Here is a 19455-nt window from a genome sequence, read left to right as displayed (position 1 = left end):
CCGCGAGGCCCGGTGCGCGCCCGTGGCGGCTTTCGGTGGCAACCGCCCGTTTCGGTGGCAACGCTGCGCAGGACGATCCCCCAGCGGGAGGACAGCGGGAGGACATTGTGGGAAAGGCTGTTGGAATAGACCTGGGGACGACCAACTCGGTTATCGCGGTCGTCGAGGGCGGTCAGCCGACCGTCGTTCCCAACTCCGAGGGCTCGCGCACGACACCGTCGGTGGTCGCCTTCACGGAGAGCGGCGAGCGGCTGGTGGGTGAGCTGGCGCGCCGGCAGGCGATCCTCAACCCGAAGGGCACGATCACCTCGGTGAAGCGGTTCATCGGCCGCCGCTACAGCGAGGTGACCAGTGAGCTCAGGACCGTCACCTTCGATCTGGAGGCGGGAAAGGACGACGCCGTCCGGATCGCGGTGCGCGGGCGCCGGTACGCGCCCGAGGAGATCTCGGCGATGGTGCTGCGCAAGCTGGTGGACGACGCCGGCCGGTTCCTGGGGGAGCGGGTCACCGAAGCGGTGATCACCGTACCGGCCTATTTCAACGACGCGCAGCGACAGGCCACCAAGGACGCCGGCCGGATCGCCGGCCTGGAGGTCCTGCGGATCATCAACGAGCCGACTGCCGCGGCGCTCGCCTACGGGCTGGAGAAACGGTCACATGAGACCGTCCTGGTGTTCGACCTCGGTGGTGGCACGTTCGACGTCTCGGTTCTCGACGTGGGTGACGGCATTGTCGAGGTGCGGGCGACGGCGGGTGACACCCACCTGGGCGGCAACGACTGGGACCGCCGCCTGGTGGACGTCCTCGCGGACGACTTCGCGAAGACGTCCGGTATCGATCTGCGTAAGGACCCGCAGGCGCTGCAGCGGCTGTTCGAGGCGGCGGAGAAAGCCAAGATCGAGCTTTCGTCGGTCACCCAGACGCAGGTCAGTCTGCCTTTCATCACGGCCGACGCGAACGGTCCCCAGCATCTGAGCACGACGCTTACCCGGGCGCAGTTCGAAGCGAGCACGTCCGACCTGCTGGAGCGGTGCACACCCGCGCTGCGCCAGGCGATGAAGGACGCGAAGACCGCGGAGCAGGACATCGACGAGGTCATTCTGGTCGGCGGTGCGACCAGAATGCCGGCGGTGCAGGGCGCGGTGCGCCGGTTCACGGCCGGCAAGGACCCGAACATGACCGTCAATCCGGACGAGGTCGTCGCCGTCGGTGCCGCCGTGCAGGCCGCGGTGCTCAAGGGCGAGGTGTCCGACGTGCTGCTGCTCGACGTCACCCCGCTCTCGCTCGGAGTGGAGACGCTCGGTGGTGTGAGCACCAGGGTGATCGAGCGCAACACCACGATTCCCGCGCGGCGCACGGAGACGTTCTCGACAGCCGAGGACAACCAGTCGGCCGTCGACATCGTGGTGTTGCAGGGCGAGCGTGAGATGGCCGCGGACAATCGGACGCTGGGCCGTTTCCGGCTGGAGGGAATACGTCCGGCGGCTCGCGGCGAGGCCCGTGTGGACGTCACCTATGACATCGATGCCAACGGCATTCTGAAGGTCACCGCGAAAGACGCCGACACCGGCGCGGAACAGCAGATCACCATTTCCGAGAACACGAACCTGCCGTCGGAGGACATCGACCGGATGGTCGCCGACGCCGAGCGCAACCGTGCGGAGGACGCGGCGCTGCGCGAGAACGCCGACGCCCGCAACCAGCTCGACACGATCGTCTACCAGGTGGAACGTCGGCTGACGGAGCTCGGCGACGAGGTACCGGTGCACGAGCGGGCCCGTGCCGATCAGCTGATCACCGATGCGCGTCGGGCGCTGGAGGAGCGGGCCGATCTTGACCGGGTCCGCCCGCTGGTGAACGATCTTCAGCAGGTGCTCTACGGCCTGCCGTCGGCGACGGCGCGGGAGACGGCGTCGGCGCCGAGCGGCGGTCGCTCCGCGGGAACAGGAACGGGAACGGGAGCCGGAGCCGGTGCGGCCGGCGGGCCCGGTGGGGCTGGCGGGGCTGGCGCTGGACGGGGCGGCGCGGCAGGTGACGATGTGATCGACGCCGAGTTCACCACCCGTGGCGATGACTGAGAACGGGCGTCCCGAGAAGGCGCCGGCGGCGCCGGACCTGGCGGTCGAGCTGGAGGAATGCCGGGACCGACAGCTGCGGACGCTGGCCGACTTCGACAACTTCCGCCGCCGCACCGGCCGGGAGCTGGCGGCGGCTCGGACCGCTGAGCGGGACCGGGTCGTGCTCGCCTGGCTGCCCGTGCTCGATCATCTGGAGCTGGCACTGTCGCACGCGTCCGCTGACCCCGGCTCGCTGCTCGACGGGGTGCGCGGGGTGCGCCAGCTCGCGCTGGAGGCGCTGCGCCGCTGCGGTGTCGTCCGGCTGGACGACGAGCACGGCCCGTTCGACCCGAACCGGCACGAGGTGGGCGCGGTGGTCGACGTCTCGGCCACACCGGACCCGCCGCCCGCCGGCACCGTGATGGACGTCCTGCGTGCCGGGTTCGCCGCGGACGGCCGGGTGCTGCGGCCCGCGTCGGTCGCGGTGAGCGCCGGCCCGCACACGGGGACGCCACAGACGCCACAGACAGCGCAGGCGCCACGGGCGCCGCAGACGCCATGGACGGTGGGCCGTCGGCCGGAAGCACTGCGACCGGAAGCCCCGCGGCCGGAAACGCCGCGGCCGGAGGGGCCGAGGTCGGCGGGGCCGAGGTCGGCGGGGCGGCCGGCCTGGACGCCGCCGGGGACGTCGCCGTGAGCGGCGGCGCGACCGGGGCGACCGGCCAGGACTTCTACGAGGTCCTCGGCGTTCCCAGGGACGCCGACGCGGACGCGATCCAGCGGGCGTACCGCAAGCTCGCCCGGAAGTACCACCCGGACATCAACTCCGATCCGTCGGCCGAGGAACGGTTCAAGGATTTGTCCGAGGCATACGACGTGCTCTCCGACCCGGGTGCCCGGGCCCGCTACGACCGGTTCGGCGCCGACTTCCGCCGCGTCCCCGAGGGGGCGGAGCGCTGGGCGGCAGGGGCGCGGGCCGGCGCCCGCCGAGGCGGTCGGGCCGGGGCCGGTGGAGCCGGTGGGGGAGCCGGCCAGCGGTTCGGTTTCGAGGACGCCGAGGGCTTTCGCGGCTTCGACGGGGGATTCGGCGGCGGCTTCGAGGGGTTCGAGGGGTTCGACATCGGCGACCTGTTCGGCATGGGCGCGCACGCCTTCTCCCGCCGACGGGGCGGTGCCGGCCCGGTGCCCGGTGCCGACCAGGAGGCGGAGATCCAGGCCACCCTGAGCGAGGCGTACCACGGCGGGCGGCGCCGGGTGACGCTGCCTGGCGCCGACGGCCCGCGGGAGATCGAGGTGACGGTCCCCGCGGGCATCCGCGACGGCCAGCGGCTGCGGCTCGCCGGCCAGGGCGGGCGCGGGCGGGGCGGCGGGAGCGCCGGCGACCTGTACCTGGTGGTGCGGCTGCTGCCCGACCCGCGGTTCCGGGTCGAGGGGCGAGACGTCCACACCGAACTGCCGCTGACGCCGTGGGAGGCCGCGCTGGGGACCACGGTCAGCCTGGACACGCCGGACGGCGAGCGGGTGAGCCTCGCCGTGCCGGCGGGCACCTCCAGCGGCCGCCGGCTGCGCCTGCGAGGCCGGGGCCTGCCCGGACGGAAACAACCGAGCGGCGGTGACCTGTACGCGCAGGTTTGGATCATGGTCCCGGCCAGCCCGACGGAACGTGAGACGGAGTTGTTCCGCGAGCTCGCCCGGGATTCCTCCTTCAACCCCAGGGAGGCGGCATGACGGTGAGGGAGGCGGCATGAACGCGCTGCTCGTCCGGGTCCAGCCGCGGGGCGACCGTCCCGCGGGCCGCGGCACCGCAGGCCCTGATGGCCCCGGACGCCCCGAACGCCCCGGTGACACGGGCGACCCCGAACGCCTCGAGCTCGACGCGTTCTGCGCCGTGACCCACCTGCATCCCGACCTGGTACGCAGGCTGGTCGCGCTGGGCCTGCTCGACGCCGAGACCGACCCGGGCGGCCGGTACGTCCTGGAAGCGCGGGCGGTGGCCCGCGCCGGGCGCATCGAACGGCTGCGGCGCGATCTCGGGATCACCTACACGGCGTCCGGGGTCGTGCTCGACCTGCTCGACCGCATCGACGATCTGGAACGGCTGTTGCGAGCCGCCCGACCCGCCCGAGGCGAGGTGCTGCACAGATGGACATGAACCGGCTGACCGAGAAGTCCCGTGAGGCGCTGGACGAGGCCCAGGCCCGCGCTGTTCGCCACGGCAACGCCGAGGTCGACGGCGAGCATCTGCTCGCCGCGCTGCTCGAACCGTCCGAAGGCCTCGTCCGGCGGCTGGTGGCGGATGTCGGCGCCGACCCGGCCGCGCTGGCGGAGGCGGTCACGGCCGAGCTGGACCGGCGGCCGCGGGTTTCCGGGCCGGGTGCGCGGCCGGGCGAGGTGTACGTGACCCAGCGGATGGCCCGCCTGCTGGACACCGCCGCGCGCGAGGCGGAGCGGCTGCGCGACGACTACGTCTCGGTGGAGCATCTCGCGCTCGCCCTCGCCGAGGAGGGCCCGACCACCGCGGCCGGGCGTCTGCTGACCGGCAGCGGCGTGACCAGGGAGCACCTGCTCGCCGCCCTCACCGGGATCCGTGGGAACCAGCGGGTGACCTCGCCGAACCCGGAGGCGACCTACGAGGCGCTGGAGAAGTACGGCCAGGACCTGGTCGCCGCCGCGGCGCAGGGCCGCCTGGACCCGGTCATCGGGCGGGACGCCGAGATCCGCCGGGTGATCCAGATCCTCTCCCGGAAGACGAAGAACAACCCGGTGCTGCTCGGTGACCCGGGGGTGGGCAAGACGGCGATCGTCGAGGGCCTCGCCCAGCGCATCCACCTCGGGGACGTCCCCGAGGGGCTGCGCGACCGGATCGTGTTCCGGCTGGACCTGGCGGCGCTGATCGCCGGGGCGAAGTACCGCGGGGAGTTCGAGGAGCGGCTCACCGCGGTCCTGGCCGAGGTCAAGGCCGCGCAGGGCAGGATCCTGCTGTTCGTCGACGAGCTGCACACGGTCGTCGGTGCCGGTGCGGCCGAAGGCGCGATGGATGCCGGGAACATGCTCAAGCCGATGCTGGCCCGCGGTGAGCTGCACCTGATCGGCGCGACGACGGTGGAGGAGTACCGCCGGCATATCGAGTCCGACGCCGCGTTCGAGCGCCGGTTCCAGCCGGTGGCGGTCGACGAGCCTTCCGTCGCCGACTCGATCTCGATCCTGCGCGGGCTGCGCGAACGGTTCGAGATCTTCCACGGGGTGCGCATCCAGGATGGCGCCCTGGTGGCGGCGGCCGTGCTGTCGCATCGCCACATCAGCGACCGGTTCCTGCCCGACAAGGCGATCGATCTCGTGGACGAGGCCTGCGCCATGCTGCGCACCGACATCGACTCCATGCCCGCCGCGCTGGATGAGACCACCAGACGGGTCACCCGGCTGGAGATCGAGGAGGCGGCGCTGGCCAAGGAGGACGACCCGGCCAGCGTCGCCCGGCTCGACCAGCTCCGCAAGGAGCTCACCGATCTGCGTGCCGAGGCGGACGCCATGCGGGCCCGGTGGGAGTCCGAGCGCCAGGCGATCCGCCGGGTGCGGGACCTGCGCGAGGAGGTCGAACAGGTACGCCGGCGCGCCGAGGAAGCCGAACGCGCCTACGACCTGAACACCGCCGCCGAGCTGCGCCATGGGCGGCTGCCCGACCTGCGCCGGCGCCTCGCCGCAGAGGAGGACCGGCTCGGCGGGCGCCAGCAGGGCCAGCCGCTGCTGCGCGAGCAGGTCACCGAGGACGAGATCGCCGACATCGTGTCCCGCTGGACGGGCATCCCCGTCTCCCGCCTCGTCGAGAGCGAACGGGAGAAGCTGCTGCGCCTGGACGACATCCTGCACGAGCGGGTCGTCGGCCAGGACGAGGCCGTCGGGCTGGTCGCCGACGCGGTCATCCGGGCCCGGGCCGGCATCCGCGACCAGCGGCGCCCGGTCGGATCGTTCCTGTTCCTCGGCCCGACGGGGGTCGGGAAGACCGAGCTCGCCCGCGCGCTGTGCGAGGCGCTGTTCGACTCCGAGGACGCGATGATCCGCATCGACATGAGCGAGTACCAGGAGCGTCACACCGTCAGCCGGCTCATCGGGTCGCCGCCCGGCTACGTGGGCCACGAGGAGGGCGGCCAGCTCACCGAGGCCGTGCGCCGCAAGCCCTACAGCGTCGTCCTGCTCGACGAGATCGAGAAGGCGCACGCCGACGTCTTCAACACGCTGCTGCAGGTCCTCGACGACGGCCGGCTCACCGACGGCCGCGGCCGCACGGTCTCCTTCTCCGACACCGTCATCATCATGACGTCGAACATCGGCTCACAGTGGCTGCTCGACGGGGTGGGGCCGGACGGCGACATCGACGAGGAGGCCCGCTCCCGGGTGACGGCGGAGCTGCGGGAGCGGTTCCGGCCGGAGTTCCTCAACCGGCTCGACGAGACCGTGCTGTTCAAGCCGCTGACCCTGGTCGAGATCGAGCGGATCGTCACCCTGCTCCTCGCGGACCTGCGCTGCCGCCTGGCGGAGCGTCGGATCACACTGGCGATCACCGGCGAGGCCCGGGAGTTCATCGCCCGGGAGGGTTTCGACCCGGTGTTCGGCGCCCGGCCGCTGCGCCGCTTCATCCAGCGGGAGGTCGAGACCCGCATCGGTCGGGCCCTGGTCGCCGGCGAGGTGGCGGACGGGTCGGGTATCGTGATCGACCTCGCCGGCGAACATCTGGCTCTCGCTCACCAGACACCGCGCTCGGCCGCCGTCGCCGTCGGCGGCGGGTGAGTTCGCGCTCCGCGAGCCGTGGTCAGCGGTGCGTGACGACCCGGGCAGAGGATCTGGCCGGGTGGTGCAGCTCGTTGTGGGTGTTGGCCCAGGCGTAGGCTTCGGCCGCGACCCGGGTGAACGACGCCGGCCCGAGCCGGCATTCGGTGCACGAGACGCCGAACAGCCGGCTCAGTGTCCGCCCGCCGAAGGTCGGGGCCGGATCGTCGTCACGCGCCGCGTCCGGGCGGCGCCGGAACAGGCCCATCAGGCCGACCTCGGAGCACACACCGTGGTCATGCGCCGCGGGTTCAGCTTCATCAGGCTCAGCCTCATCAGCAGATCGTAGGACGAACCCGTCTCGGACTCGACTGGTAAGGCCGAAGCGTCATGCGAGGAAGGGAACCGGCGCGGGTCAGCGCGCGGAGCCGTCGACGACCTCGAACATGTCGGGGGAGGTCCGATGGGAGGCCGAGCGCACCCGGTGAGCCCACTCGTCGCGGGGCCAGGTCGTCGTCGTGGACCAGCGCAGTCGATCAAGCCGGGCGGCGCAGAGGACGGCTTCGCCGAGGTCGGTGTCACGGACGTCCGCCCCACGCAGATCGACGCGGAGCAGGCGCGCACCGGCCAGCCGGAGCCCACGCAGGTCCGCCCCCCGCAGGTCCATGGTGTCCAGGACGGCGCCCGTCGCATCGGCGCCCCGCAGGACCGCACCGCGCAGGACGATCTCGGCGGCATCCGCTCCCCGCAGGTCGGCGCGCCCGAGAAAGGCGCCACGCAGATCGGCCCGGCGCAGGTACACCCGGCCCAGATCGGCGCCGCGCAGGTCCGCGCGGCTGAGAAAGGTGCCGACGAGCAGCGCCCCGTGCAGGTCCGCGCCGGACAGCGCGGCGCTGCTCAGGTCGGCGTCCCGCAGATCGGCGCCGCGCAGGCACGCTCCGCGCAGGTCCGCTCCGCGCAGGTCGGCGCCGCTGAGAAAGGCCCCGCGCAGGTCGGCCCCGCGCAGGTTCCGGCCGGTGAAGGCCCGGCCGGCGAGGTCGGCGCCAGCACGGCCGGCCCCGGCCCCGGCTCCGGAGCGTCCGGCCCCGGTGGTTCCGGAGGTTCCAGCGGATTCAGCCGTTACCGCGGCACCAGCGGGCCGTGCGCGGATCGCGGCGAGGAGCCCGGCGAGTGGGTGGCTCCACCACGCTGACGTGACGGGTAACTCTTCCGACGGCCGCACCTCCTGGTACGGCCGAAGCGCCCCGTTGTGCTCGTCCCGCGTCATAGACGGTGAGATTAGCCACATTGTGGCTGACAGGGGAGTAGTTGCGCCCAACCGATCGTCTGGCGGTCCGCCGCCCTGGATCCCGGTCGCTGCCGTTGCCGCCGGGCAGGAGTGGAGGATTCTGGCTGCTGGAACGACCCAAAGCCTTCACTCTTCCGCCGAGCCGAGCCGGGCCGAGCCGGGCCGAGCCGCAGGGGATGGGTGAGCTGCCGTCAGAGGATCGCGCCGTGTTCCTTGAGGCGCAGGATCTCCTCCCAGCTCAGCCCGAGTTCGAGCAGGACGTCCTCGGTGTGCTCGCCGTGTTCGGGCGCGCGGGAAGGGCTTCCTGGACGTCCGTCGAACTGCACGGGGGTCGTGACCATCGGCATCCCGAAGCCGCCGCCCGTCTCGACCTCGGAGACATAACCGTTGGCGGCCACCTGCGGATCATCGTGCACCTCACCCGGATGCTGGGTGACCGCCCATTCGCCCCCGAATCCGGCGAGGGCCTCCCGCCAGGCCGCCAGCGGGCGCGCGGCGAAGATCGCGTCGAGCTCGTCGACGCAGGCGGGAGCGTTGCGGCGTCGGGCGTCGAGGTCCACGAAACGCGGGTCGGTGGCCAGGTCGGACCGGCCCAGGGCATCGCAGAGCGCGGGCCAGTTGCGGTCCGGGGACAACATCATCAGCGCGACGAAACGGCCGTCGGCGGTCCGGTACGGCAGCATCAGCGGATTCCAGGCCCGGCGCCGGACGGACCGGGGGCCGGTGGAGCCGTCTGGTTCCGCGGTGCCGTCCGGTTCCGCGGGGCCGCTGGCGGGTTGCGCGGCTGAGCGTTCGGCCTGCTCGATCCAGGCGTTGATGATGTCCGGCTGAACCTGCCAGAGGCCCGCGGCCAGCAGTGATCCGTCGACGAGCGCGCCCTCCCCGGTCGTCGCCCGGCGGTACAGGGCGGCGCTGACCCCGCCGGCCAGTGCCAGCCCGGCGACCAGATCCCCGAAGGCCGGCCGCGGCGGCCCCGGCCACTGTGCGTCCGCCGTGTCCGCCGTGCCCGCCGCATCCGCCGTGCCCGGTGAGCCGAGCAGGTGCTGCATGCCGCTGCGGGCCCAGAACGCGCCGGCGTCGTAGCCGCCGCGGTGCGCGTCCGGCCCGCGGGCACCGAACGCGCTCGCCCGGACGTAGACGATCGACGGGTGCCGCGCGCGGATGTCGTCGACGTCGATGCCCAGCCGGCGCCGGGCGCCCTCACGCAGGTTGGTCACGAACACGTCGCTGCCGGCCAGGAGCCGGTCGAGCAGCTCACGTCCCCGCGGGTGGGTCAGGTCGATGCCGACCGACCGCTTCCCCCGGTTCGCGGACTGGAAGTAGGGATCGACCCCCCGGTACTCGGGATGCAGTCCGACGGTGGTCAGGGCCCGGTAGGGATCGCCCGTCCGGGGATGCTCGACCTTGACGACCTGGGCACCCCATTCGGCCAGGACCGCGCTCGCCACCGGCCCGAACACATGGGTGGCGACCTCCAGCACCCGCACCCCGGACATCGGGCCGCCATCGGCCACGCCACCCACCCCCGTCCCCCGTCGCCGTCTCCCAGGTCAGGGCTCCGTGTTGTCGCCGAGACCGTGCAGGCACCGGGCGAGCCAGTCCGCCGCCAGCGCGAACCTCCGCTCGGCCCGGCGGGCCTGCATCGTCGCGTCCGCCCGGTCCGCGCGTTCGTATGATCCCAGGTAGCGGATTTTGCGGCTGATGCGGTGCAGGCCCATCAGGGCCTCGCTGACCGGCCGGTCGCCGATGTGGCCCTCGGCGTCGATGGAGAAGCAGTACCGGCCGAGGCCCTCGCCGGTCGGCCGGGACTCGACCCGCAGCAGGTTGACCCCGCGTACGGCCCATTCCCGCAGCACCTCCAGCAGTGCGTCGGGGCCGTCGGCCTCCGGCCACACGACCACCGAGGTCTTGTCCCGGCCGGTCGGCGCCGCGGCCCGGCCCGGCGGCCCGAGCAGGACGAAGCGGGTCGTCGCGGTGGCGGCGTCGTTGACGTCGGTGACCAGGGCCTCCAGCCCGTAGCGGCGCGCGGCGAACTCGCCGGCGAAGGCGCAGTCGTAACGGCCGTCCCGGACCAGCCGGGCTCCCTCGGCGTTGGACGCCGCCGACTCCCACACGGCGTGCGGGAGGTGCCGGGCGAGCCAGCGCCGCACCTGCGCCTGGGCGACCGGATGACCGGTGACGCTCTTGACGTCGTCCAGGGTGGTGCCCGGACGGACCAGCAGCGCGAAGCTGATCGGTAGCAGGACCTCCCGACGGATCGTGAGCGGCTGGCCGGTGGCGAGCTCGTCGAGGGTCGCGGTCACCGGCCCCTCCACCGAGTTCTCGATCGGCACGAGCGCCGCCGCGGCGTCGCCGTCGCGTACGGCGTCCAGTGCGGCGGCCACCGTCGCGGACGGGAACAGCTCGTGGGTGGTGGCTTCGGGCAGCGTGCCCAGCGCGGCCTCGGTGAAGGTGCCCTCCGGCCCGAGGTAGGTGCATCGCTGCGGGTGAGCAGGCAAAAGATCCTTTCCCGGACGGGGCCGGCGGCGGCTGTCGCCGGCCTGCCGGGGAACGTCGAACACCGGCAGGACCGGGCGGGTCGTCAAAGGAACCTCAGCAGGCGGGTGGGCGCCTCGACGGCGTCCGCGACGAACCGCAGGAACGATCCCGCTGTCGCCCCGTCGCAGACCCGATGGTCGAAGGTGAACGACAGCTGTGTGACGCTGCGGACCGCCAGCGCCCCGTCCACCACCCACGGCCGGGGGACGATCCGGCCGATGCCGATCATCGAGGTCTCGGGGTGGTGGATGATCGGCGTGGCACCGTCGACGCCGAAGACGCCGTAGTTGTTCAGCGTGAACGTGCCGCCGGCGAGGTCGGCGGGGGTGAGCCGGCCGGCCCGGGCCGCCGCGGTCAGCCGGGTGATCTCGGCGGCGAGCGCGGCGGTGCTGCGGGCGTGCGCGTCACGGACCACCGGGACGACCAGGCCGCGCGGCGTCTGCGCGGCGAAGCCCAGGTGGACGGCACCGTGGCGGCGCACCGCCGTCGCCCGCCCGTCCAGATCTGTGACGACCTGGGAGTTCAGGTCGGGAAAGCGCAGCAGCGCGGCGACGCAGATCCGCGCGATGATCGCGAGCAGGCCGATGGCGCCGTCCGTCGGTGCAACGCCGTCCGCCGGCGCGGCCCCGGCCCCGGCTCCGCCGCCGGTGCCCTCGTTCAGCTCCTTCTTGGCCGCCAGCAGGGCGGTCGCGTCCGCGTCGACCCAGCAGGTGGCGTCGGCGACCTCGCGCCGGCTACGGACGAAGGTCTCCGCCGCGTGCCGGGCCAGCGGGCTGAGGGTGACGACGGACGGTTCCGCGGAACCGCCGGGCCCGGTGATCGCGCCCGTCCCGGTGCCCGTCCCGGCCCCGGCCAGCGGCTGGGTGGATGTCGCCGGCTGGGCGGATGTCGCCGGCTGGGCGGATGTCGCCGGATGCGTGGATGTCGTCGGCTGCGCGGACCGGCTGGCGGCGATGGCGCTTTCGACATTCCCACGGCGGATCAGGCCGTCCGGTCCGCTGCCGGTGAGCCTGGTCAGGTCGATGGCGTGGTCGCGCGCGAGCCGGCGGACCAGCGGTGAGATGACCTTGGCGACCGTCCGGGGCGGCGGCGCGCCGGTCACGGTCGCGGTGCCGCCCGCGGTGCCGAAGCCACCGAGCTCGTCCCGGACGCCGTACCCGACGAGCACGCTGCCCGAGCCGCCACTGCCTGGGCCCCCGGAATCGGGACCGCCGGCGTCGGGCGCTGCAACCAGGCCGACCGGAGCCTGCGCCGGGGCGACCGGAGGCTGCGCCGGGCCGGTTGAAGGCTGCGGCGGGCCGGCCGGGGCCTCGCCGGCGGCGGCCTCGTCCACGGCCTCGCTGACAGCCACGGTGACCAGGGGCGCGCCGACCGGGAGCTGGCTGCCGGCGGGCCCAGCCAGGGAGGTGATCACACCGCCGTGTGGGCAGGGGACCTCGACGACGGCCTTCGCCGTCTCGACCTCGGCCACCGGCTGGTCGACGACGATCACGTCCCCGACCGCGACGAGCCAGCGGACGATCTCGGCGGAGGTCAGTCCCTCCCCGAGATCGGGCAGGGCGAAGGTGCGTACCGCGGCCACGGAGGTCACTGCTCCCATTGGAGTCGGGCGACGGCGTCGAGGATCCGGTCCACGCCGGGCAGGTAGTGATGTTCGAGCAGCGGCGCCGGGTACGGGATGTCGAGCCCGGTCACCCGCAGTACCGGGGCGGCCAGGTGGTGGAAGCAGCGTTCGGTCACCCGGGCGGCGATCTCCGCACCCATCCCGGCGAACCCGACCGACTCGTGCACCACCACGGCACGCCCGGTGGCGCGCACCGCCGCGCAGACCGTCTCGTCGTCGAACGGCACCAGTGAGCGCAGGTCGACGACGGCGAGCTCCAGGCCCTCGGCGCTGGCGGCCTCGGCGGCCCGCAGGCACACCGGCAGTGACGGCCCGTAGGTCAGCAGGGTCGCGTCGGTGCCGGCCCGGCGTACCACCGCCTGGCCGATCGGCGCCACCGCGGTCGGTGGGAACCGCTCGCTGGACCAGTACAGGCGCTTGGGCTCCAGGAAGACCACGGGGTCGTCGGAGGCGATCGCGGCGCGCAGCAGACCGTAGCCGTCGGCGACCGTCGCGGGCGTGACGACGTGCAGGCCCGGGGTGTGGGCGTAGTACGCCTCGCTGGAGTCGCTGTGGTGCTCGACCCCGCCGATGCCGCCCCCGTAGGGGATCCGGATCGTGACGGGCAGCGGCAGCCGGCCCGCCGTGCGGTTGCGCATCTTGGCGACATGCGACGCGAGCTGCTCGAACGCCGGGTAGGCGAAGGCGTCGAACTGCATCTCCACGACCGGGCGCAGGCCGTACATGGCCATGCCCACGGCGGTGCCGAGGATGCCCGCCTCGGCCAGCGGGGTGTCCAGGCAGCGCTGGGTCCCGAACTCGGCGGCGAGCCCGTCGGTGACCCGGAAGACACCCCCGAGGGCGCCGACGTCCTCACCGAGCAGGTGCACGTCGGGGTCCTCGCGCAGCGCGTCGCGCAGCGCGGTGTTGAGGGCCTGCACCATGGTCGTTCCGCCGGTGCCGCTCATGCCCGGGCCTCGGCGTGCGTCGCGTGCGTCGCGGGGGTCGAGGCCTCGTCCGCGAGCCGGGCGGCCAGGTCCGCGGCCTGCTCCCGGAGCTGGCTGGTCGGCTCGGCGTAGACATGGGCGAACAGGGACCGCGGGTCGGGCTCCTCCGCCCGCGCCACCGCGGCCCGCATCGAGGCGGCCAGCTCCTCGGCGGCGGCGGTCACGGCGGCCAGGCCCGCGTCGTCGAGCAGGCCGGCGCCGCGCAGGTGCCGTTCCAGCAGCGTGAGCGGGTCGCGGGCGCGCCAGGCCTCGACCTCCTCGGACGTCCGGTAACGGGTCGCGTCGTCTGCGCTGGTGTGCGCGTCCAGTCGGTAGGTGATGGCCTCGACGAGGACCGGGCCCCGGCCCGCCCGCGCGTGCTCGACGGCGGCGCCGAGCACGGCATGCACGGCGGGCGCGTCGTTGCCGTCGACCAGACGGCCGGTGATGCCGTAGCCGACCGCCTTGTGCGCCAGCGTCGGCGCCGCGCTCTGCCGGGCCAGCGGCACCGAGATCGCGTAGCCGTTGTTCTGCACGAGGAAGACCACGGGCGCGTTGAGCACCCCGGCGAAGGTCAGTGCCTCGTGGAAGTCGCCTTCGCTGGTCCCGCCGTCGCCGATCAGTGCGAGCGCCACCACGTCGTGACCACCACCCGGATCGCCGGCGGCCCGTAGCCGGGCCGCGTGCGCGAGCCCGACCGCGTGGCAGGCCTGGGTCGCCAGCGGGGTCGACAGCGGGGCCGTCCGGTGCCGGCGCGGGTCGTAGCCGCAGTGCGTGTGACCCCTCATCAGCGCCAGGACGTCCATCGGCGCCACGCCCCGGGCCATCACCGCGAGGGTGTCGCGGTAGGTGGGGAACAGCCAGTCCGTCTCGCGCAGCACCATCGCGGCGGCGATCTGGCACGCCTCCTGCCCGGTGGACGACGGGTACACCGCGAGGCTGCCCTGCCGGGCGAGCGTGGTGGCCTGCTGGTTGAAACGGCGCCCCAGCACCAGGCGGCGGTGCAGATCGCGCAGCAGGTCGGGGTCGACCGTGCCGGCCGCCTCCGTCCCGAGTACGCGGACCGGCTCACGCTCGGGCAGCAGCGGCGCGGCGTCGCGCCGCGGGCCGTGGGAGCTCGGCTGCCCGGCGAGCCCGGGGGTGGTGTTGGCGTCGAGGATCGTCAAGGTCCACCTTCGGCGGTTGGTGGCGGAGGCGGTTGTGGTGGCGGACCAGAACTGCGGCGGTGGTCGGTCGCTGCCAACCGATTTTCCGCCTCGGGTGCGGGGGCGGATCGTGTTCAGAATCACCCTGGGGCCTGCTCGGAGCCGTGCCGGAAATCGCCGGAGAATGGTGTGGCCGGCCGTCGGAAGAAAGCCCGGGGAACTCGGGATGCTGCCGGAAAAGAAGGCCGCCGCTGCGGCTGAAATCGATTTCCGTTGCCGCGCAGGGTTCGTCCGGAACCCGGCGCGGGCACGGGTTATGCCTGGTCAGAGCTCTGGTGGCTCGTGGTTGGGCGGCCCGTTCGCGGGGAGAAAGGCCTAGGACGGCGCGATGCGGGCGCCGTGGCCGCCGGCTCGTCCAGCACGGCCGGGAATCGGGGCCCCCGCCGGAGGGAATCCTGGGTGAACGTGCTCCGCGGCGCCTTCTGGAGGGCTGTGACCAGCGTCTCGGGAGTGCCTGCCGAAGGTGCCCTCCGGTGTTGTCGCCTTCCCGTCCCAGGTCGGGCCGGGTCTTTTACCGGCGGATTTCCGGGCAGGTGGTCGGGGTGACGGGGCCCAGGCCCGGACCCGCCCGGACCGTCTGGCCCCGCCGAAGGGCAACCCGAGTTGCTCGACGTGGTGAAGGACGTCGTGGGCTCGCACCTGGAGCGGTTCGGGCGTCGGGACGGCCTCGCGGTGCACTGGAACTGAGCCTCGCGGCGCACTGGAACTGAGTCGCTCGCCGCCGTCGCGCCGGTGCCGAGCCACCTAGGTGCCCGCGGGCCGGTTGTACCGTTGTCATGAGGGAACGCGGCGTATCCGCAGCTCACCCTTCTTCATTGCTACTTGCGACAACCCTCTTGCCGTGCGTGTCACAACGCTGGCGTGGAGACGTCCGACACAGCGACGCTTACCGCGTTGGTGACCAGTTGTAATTGGTTCATGGGTATAGGTACGTTTTGCGCACAGTTGCGCTCATTTGTCAGGGCTGAGGACCGGACGGTCCAGACCTGTACCCACCGCCCGCGGACGGGCTGGGGGAGCGTCTGATGGCTCTGCTCGGCGCGCTCAGGAAGACCGACTACACGCCGGCGCACGTGCGCCCGCTGACCCCCGGCGACCGGGCGTATCTCGCGTTCGTCGACCGCAATCCGGGGGAGCACCAGGACATCGGCGCCCTGCTGTTCTTCGACGGTCCCCAGGTGGGCATCGACGAGCTGCGGGCGCACATCGCCGAACGGCTGCGCGACCCGCGGGCGCGAATGCTGACCGACCGGCTGGAGACCGTGACGATCTGGTCGCCCGAGCGGGGATCCTCGGCGAAGGAGACCCGCTGGGTCTCCGACCCCGGGGTGGACCTCGACCACCACATCGTCGTCGTCGACCTGCCTCCCGCCGACGCGTGTGCCGACGCGGGTGTCGACTCCGGTGCCGGCGCAGGGGAAGGCGCCGCCGCCGACGCACGCACCGGCGGGGACCCGGGCTTCGGTGACGCCCGGCTGCAGGCGGCCGTCGACAGCATCGTCAGCCGGCCCGTCGACATGACCCGGCCGCCGTGGATGCTCTACCTGCTTCGCGACCCGGACCCGGCGGCGACCCGGACGGCGATGGTCTACCGCTCCAGCCACATCCAGCAGGACGGGATGGCGCTCTACCGCGTCATGTACCTGCTCTTCGGGGAGAGCGACCGGATCGACCTGGGCCTGCCGGAGACGATCCGCCGCCCCCGCCCGGTCGAGTACGCGAAGTTCGTCAGCCGCGGCATCGGCTGCCTGCTGCCGACCCGCCGCCTCGCCGGCTGGGGCGGCCCGCCGTCCGGCCCCGCGCGGCACAGCTGGGTCACCACCGAGCTGAGCACCCTGCGGTCGATCGCCCGCCAGCACGGGGTGACCGTGAACGACGTGTACCTCGCCGCGGTCGCCGGCGCGCTGCGCGCCTGGTCACCGGCCGACTGGGAGAGCGGGTCACGCCCCGTCCACGCGCTCATGCCGGTGAGCATCCGCACGCTGGCCGAGCAGGACGTCCTGTCGAACTTCAACACCGGGGTGCGGGTTCCGCTGTACTGCGGCGAGCCCGACCCGGCCCGGCGCCTCGCCCGGACAGCCGAGGCGACCGCGCGGATGAAGAAGGGCGGCCTCGGCCTGGTGGAGCGGGCCCACTTCCCGGCCATGGCGCGGTTCGCCAGCAAGCGCATGCTCGCGAGTGTCGGCAGCTACCCGACCCAGATCAGCAAGATGGCGCTGGTCGCGACCAACGCGCGGACCATCCGCGGCCCGCTGTCCGTCGCCGGCCGGCGGATGACCGGCCTGATCGGCATGGGCCCGCTGCTGGTCGGGCGCCAGCATCTGGCCGTGGCGATGTTCGGTGTCGACGACCGGGTCGGCGTCATGGTCGTCGCCAGCGACAGCGTGCCGAACCACGACCGGTTCGCGCAGCTGTGGCTGGACGAGCTCGCCGCGCTGCGTGACTGCGCCCCGCGGGCCCGGGTCAGCGTGCCGGCCCAGCGCCTGCCCACCGCCGCGGCCGCGGTGACGGCGATGATGACCGGCACCGTCAGCGGTGCCGTCTCGGGAGCGGTGACGGGCGTGGTCGCCCGCGATCCCGGCGGCCTGCTCCGGCCGTGGCGCCGCCGGCCCGCCGCGGCCTGACAGCCGCCTGAGCCGGCCGGCGGCTGCCCGCGCAGCCGCCGGCCGGGCCTCGCCGGGCCTCGCCGGGCCTCGCCGGGCCTCGCCGGGCCTCGCCGGGCCTCGCCGGGCCTCGCCGGGCCTCGCCGGGCCTCGCCGGGCCTCGCCGGGCCTCGCCCGAACGGTGTCGGCCGGTGCCTGATCGGTGCGCGTTCTCCCGTGGGCGGGCCTAGCGTGAGAGAGGGGGAGGTAACCCCCACCCACCCACGCGGAGAAGGGGACGATCGTGGCGGCCGTGACGACGCAGGACGGAACCGAGATCTACTACAAGGACTGGGGCACGGGGCGTCCCGTGGTACTGAGCCACGGCTGGCCGCTGAACGCGGACAGCTGGGAGTCCCAGGCGGCCGCGCTCGCGGCCCACGGCTACCGCGTCGTCGCGCATGACCGCCGCGGGCACGGCCGTTCGTCGCAGCCGTGGGACGGCAACGACATGGACACCTTCGCCGACGACCTCTCGACCCTGATCGACCACCTCGATCTGCACGACGTGACGCTGGTCGGGTTCTCGATGGGCGGGGGAGAGGTGACCCGCTACGTCGGCCGGCACGGCACGTTCCGGGTGGCGCAGGTCGCGCTGGTCTCCGCGGTGCCGCCGTTCATGCTGCGGACGGACGACAACCCCGAGGGCCTGCCGATCGAGGTCTTCGACGGGATCCGCACCAGCCTGGTCAACGACCGCGCCCAGGCCTACCGCGAGTTCGCCGACGGCCCGTTCTTCGGCGCGAACCGGCCCGGCAGCAACGTCTCGCAGGGGGCCCGTGACTCCTTCTGGGCCCAGGGCATGCAGTCCAGCCTGCGCAGCTCCTACGAGTGCGTGGCCGCCTTCTCGGCGACGGACTTCCGGCCGGACCTGGCCGCGTTCGACGTGCCGACCCTCGTCATCCATGGCGACGACGACCAGGTGGTTCCCTTCGAGGTCGGCGGGAAGCGCTCGGCGGAGCTGATCAAGGACGCCACGCTCAAGGTGTACGAGGGCGGTCCGCACGGCCTGGCCGTCACCTTCCGGGAACGGCTGAGCACCGACCTGCTGGAGTTCGTCTCCTCCACCCGGGCCTGAGCTCCACCCGAGCCTGAGCCCGGCGCTCCCGGGGCCGGCGGGAGGGGACCCGCCGGCCTTCCGGGACCTGGGGCTCAGTACGACTTGGGCAGGCCGAGCACGTGCTGGGAGACGTAGTTGAGCACCATCTCCTGGCTGACCGGCGCGATCCGCATGACGCGGGACTCCCGGAAGTAGCGCTCCACGTGGTACTCCCGGGCGTAGCCCATCCCGCCGTGGGTCTGGACGGCCTGGTCGGCGGCCTGGAACCCGGCCTCGGCGCACAGCCACTTCGCCATGTTCGCCTGCGGCCCGCAGGGCAGGCCCTGGTCGTAGCGCCACGCGGCCTGGCGCGCCATCAGCTCGGCGGCGTCGAGCCGGATCTGGGCCTCGGCGAGCGGGAAGGCGACGCCCTGGTTCTGGCCGATCGGCCGCTCGAACACGACCCGCTCCCTGGCGTACCGGGTCGCCTTCTCGATGGCCGCGCGCCCGATCCCCAGTGCCTCGTGGGCGAGCAGGATGCGCTCCGGGTTGAGCCCGTCCAGCAGGTACTTGAAGCCCTTGCCCTCCTCGCCGATACGCGCGCTCTCCGGAACGAACAGATTGTCGATGAACACCTCGTAGGAGGAGACGGCGTTGCGGCCCATCTTCGGGATGGCCCGCAGGTCGATCTTCTCCCGGTCGATGTCGATGAGGAACAGCGTCATTCCGTCGGTGGGACGGGTGACCTCCTCACGCTTCGTCGACCGTGTGATGAGGATCATCTTCTGCGAGTCGCCGGCCTTGGTGATCCAGACCTTCCGGCCGTTGATCACATAGCCGCCGTCGACACGCTGGGCGAACGTGGAGATGCGGGTGGTGTCGGTACCGGCGTTCGGCTCGGTCACCCCGAAGCAGACGTGCAGGGAGCCGTCCGCCGCCTTCGGCAGGATCTCCTTCTGCAGGTCGGCGCTGCCGTGCTTGACGATGGTGTTCAGGCCGAAGATCGTCAGGTGCATCGTGCTGCACCCGTTCATGCCGGCGCCCGACGCCGCGATCTCCTCCAGCAGCAGCGCCGCCTCGGTGATGCCCAGCCCGCCGCCGCCGAACTCCGTCGGGATGGCGATGCCGAGCCAGCCGCCCTCGGCGAACGCGTTGTAGAACTCCCACGGGAACTCGCACTTCTGGTCCTTGTCCGCCCAGTAGTCGTCCCCGAAGCTGCGGGCGAGCTCGCGCGCCCCGGCCCTGAGCTGCTCCTGATCCGACGTGAGTTCGAAGTGCATCGGTCGACCTTCCACTGGACGAGGCTGAGCGGGACGGCGGCGGGACCCGGCGG

Annotated in this window: 16 protein-coding genes; 8 read left to right on the top strand and 8 right to left on the bottom strand. The window is 73.0% G+C overall.

Annotated features, from left to right (window positions below; all coding sequences use genetic code 11):
* Positions 1 to 107: 107 nt before the first annotated feature.
* The 5 genes from dnaK to clpB are packed head-to-tail and all read left to right on the top strand — an operon-like array spanning position 108 to position 6842.
* Positions 108 to 2078, top strand: a complete 1971-nt coding sequence (dnaK, locus tag AWX74_RS20480; protein WP_091279294.1) for a molecular chaperone DnaK — start codon at positions 108 to 110, stop codon at positions 2076 to 2078.
* On the top strand, positions 2071 to 2754 hold the full coding sequence (locus AWX74_RS20475) for a nucleotide exchange factor GrpE (RefSeq protein WP_091279498.1): 684 nt from the start codon (positions 2071 to 2073) through the stop codon (positions 2752 to 2754). The genes dnaK and AWX74_RS20475 overlap by 8 nt, the downstream gene beginning before the upstream one ends.
* Positions 2751 to 3785, top strand: coding sequence for a DnaJ C-terminal domain-containing protein (locus AWX74_RS20470; protein WP_091279502.1), 1035 nt, complete (start codon positions 2751 to 2753; stop codon positions 3783 to 3785). Before AWX74_RS20475 ends, AWX74_RS20470 begins: the two co-directional genes overlap by 4 nt.
* 16 nt (positions 3786 to 3801) lie before the next feature.
* On the top strand, positions 3802 to 4209 hold the full coding sequence (locus AWX74_RS20465; RefSeq protein WP_091279291.1) for a chaperone modulator CbpM: 408 nt from the start codon (positions 3802 to 3804) through the stop codon (positions 4207 to 4209).
* On the top strand, positions 4200 to 6842 hold the full coding sequence (gene clpB / locus AWX74_RS20460; protein WP_091279288.1) for an ATP-dependent chaperone ClpB: 2643 nt from the start codon (positions 4200 to 4202) through the stop codon (positions 6840 to 6842). Before AWX74_RS20465 ends, clpB begins: the two co-directional genes overlap by 10 nt.
* Before the next feature lie 22 nt (positions 6843 to 6864).
* Here the strand turns inward: clpB and AWX74_RS20455 are convergent, their stop codons facing one another.
* The 7 genes from AWX74_RS20455 to AWX74_RS20425 all read right to left on the bottom strand — a co-directional run bounded on the left by AWX74_RS20455 (position 6865) and on the right by AWX74_RS20425 (position 14402).
* Complete coding sequence (locus tag AWX74_RS20455; protein WP_242666335.1) at positions 6865 to 7110, bottom strand: hypothetical protein; 246 nt, start codon at positions 7108 to 7110, stop codon at positions 6865 to 6867.
* 126 nt (positions 7111 to 7236) lie between these two features.
* Positions 7237 to 8088 carry a pentapeptide repeat-containing protein gene (locus tag AWX74_RS20450; RefSeq protein WP_091279285.1) on the bottom strand — a complete coding sequence of 284 codons (852 nt, stop codon included), beginning with the start codon at positions 8086 to 8088 and terminating at the stop codon, positions 7237 to 7239.
* 212 nt (positions 8089 to 8300) lie between these two features.
* Positions 8301 to 9605 (bottom strand): CaiB/BaiF CoA transferase family protein, encoded by a 1305-nt coding sequence (locus AWX74_RS20445; RefSeq protein WP_091279495.1) that lies wholly within the window; start codon positions 9603 to 9605, stop codon positions 8301 to 8303.
* Positions 9606 to 9659: 54 nt separating this feature from the next.
* The gene (pheA, locus tag AWX74_RS20440) at positions 9660 to 10694 is read right to left on the bottom strand and encodes a prephenate dehydratase (RefSeq protein WP_226931340.1); all 1035 of its coding nucleotides are present in this window, start codon (positions 10692 to 10694) and stop codon (positions 9660 to 9662) included.
* Positions 10691 to 12229 carry a dihydrolipoamide acetyltransferase family protein gene (locus AWX74_RS20435; protein WP_091279491.1) on the bottom strand — a complete coding sequence of 513 codons (1539 nt, stop codon included), beginning with the start codon at positions 12227 to 12229 and terminating at the stop codon, positions 10691 to 10693. The genes pheA and AWX74_RS20435 overlap by 4 nt, the downstream gene beginning before the upstream one ends.
* A gap of 5 nt (positions 12230 to 12234) precedes the next feature.
* Positions 12235 to 13218, bottom strand: a complete 984-nt coding sequence (locus tag AWX74_RS20430) for an alpha-ketoacid dehydrogenase subunit beta (RefSeq protein WP_091279282.1) — start codon at positions 13216 to 13218, stop codon at positions 12235 to 12237.
* Positions 13215 to 14402 carry a thiamine pyrophosphate-dependent dehydrogenase E1 component subunit alpha gene (locus AWX74_RS20425; protein WP_091279278.1) on the bottom strand — a complete coding sequence of 396 codons (1188 nt, stop codon included), beginning with the start codon at positions 14400 to 14402 and terminating at the stop codon, positions 13215 to 13217. Before AWX74_RS20425 ends, AWX74_RS20430 begins: the two co-directional genes overlap by 4 nt.
* 642 nt (positions 14403 to 15044) lie before the next feature.
* On the opposite strand from AWX74_RS20425, the gene AWX74_RS42575 reads away from it, so the two are divergent.
* The 3 genes from AWX74_RS42575 to AWX74_RS20415 all read left to right on the top strand — a co-directional run bounded on the left by AWX74_RS42575 (position 15045) and on the right by AWX74_RS20415 (position 18161).
* The gene (locus AWX74_RS42575) at positions 15045 to 15128 is read left to right on the top strand and encodes a DUF2218 domain-containing protein (RefSeq protein WP_226933102.1); all 84 of its coding nucleotides are present in this window, start codon (positions 15045 to 15047) and stop codon (positions 15126 to 15128) included.
* A gap of 338 nt (positions 15129 to 15466) precedes the next feature.
* The gene (locus AWX74_RS20420; protein ID WP_091279275.1) at positions 15467 to 17065 is read left to right on the top strand and encodes a WS/DGAT domain-containing protein; all 1599 of its coding nucleotides are present in this window, start codon (positions 15467 to 15469) and stop codon (positions 17063 to 17065) included.
* A gap of 262 nt (positions 17066 to 17327) precedes the next feature.
* Positions 17328 to 18161 carry an alpha/beta fold hydrolase gene (locus AWX74_RS20415; RefSeq protein WP_091279272.1) on the top strand — a complete coding sequence of 278 codons (834 nt, stop codon included), beginning with the start codon at positions 17328 to 17330 and terminating at the stop codon, positions 18159 to 18161.
* A gap of 74 nt (positions 18162 to 18235) precedes the next feature.
* Here AWX74_RS20415 and AWX74_RS20410 read toward each other — a convergent pair whose 3' ends face one another.
* The gene (locus AWX74_RS20410; protein WP_091279269.1) at positions 18236 to 19402 is read right to left on the bottom strand and encodes an acyl-CoA dehydrogenase family protein; all 1167 of its coding nucleotides are present in this window, start codon (positions 19400 to 19402) and stop codon (positions 18236 to 18238) included.
* Positions 19403 to 19455: the final 53 nt, after the last annotated feature.

The sequence above is a fragment of the Parafrankia irregularis genome (assembly GCF_001536285.1).
GTDB lineage: Bacteria > Actinomycetota > Actinomycetes > Frankiales > Frankiaceae > Parafrankia > Parafrankia irregularis.
This window is presented reverse-complemented; position numbering and strand designations above follow the sequence as displayed.

What these genes read in the sequence shown, in the direction of transcription:
- AWX74_RS20475 (WP_091279498.1), top strand. Translation starts at nt 2,071, where the DNA reads ATGACTGAGAACGGGCGTCCCGAGAAGGCGCCGGCGGCGCCGGACCTG.
- AWX74_RS20465 (WP_091279291.1), top strand. Translation starts at nt 3,802, where the DNA reads ATGAACGCGCTGCTCGTCCGGGTCCAGCCGCGGGGCGACCGTCCCGCG.
- clpB (WP_091279288.1), top strand. Translation starts at nt 4,200, where the DNA reads ATGGACATGAACCGGCTGACCGAGAAGTCCCGTGAGGCGCTGGACGAG.
- AWX74_RS20450 (WP_091279285.1), bottom strand. Translation starts at nt 8,088, where the DNA reads ATGACGCGGGACGAGCACAACGGGGCGCTTCGGCCGTACCAGGAGGTG.
- AWX74_RS20445 (WP_091279495.1), bottom strand. Translation starts at nt 9,605, where the DNA reads ATGTCCGGGGTGCGGGTGCTGGAGGTCGCCACCCATGTGTTCGGGCCG.
- AWX74_RS20430 (WP_091279282.1), bottom strand. Translation starts at nt 13,218, where the DNA reads ATGAGCGGCACCGGCGGAACGACCATGGTGCAGGCCCTCAACACCGCG.
- AWX74_RS20420 (WP_091279275.1), top strand. Translation starts at nt 15,467, where the DNA reads ATGGCTCTGCTCGGCGCGCTCAGGAAGACCGACTACACGCCGGCGCAC.
- AWX74_RS20410 (WP_091279269.1), bottom strand. Translation starts at nt 19,402, where the DNA reads ATGCACTTCGAACTCACGTCGGATCAGGAGCAGCTCAGGGCCGGGGCG.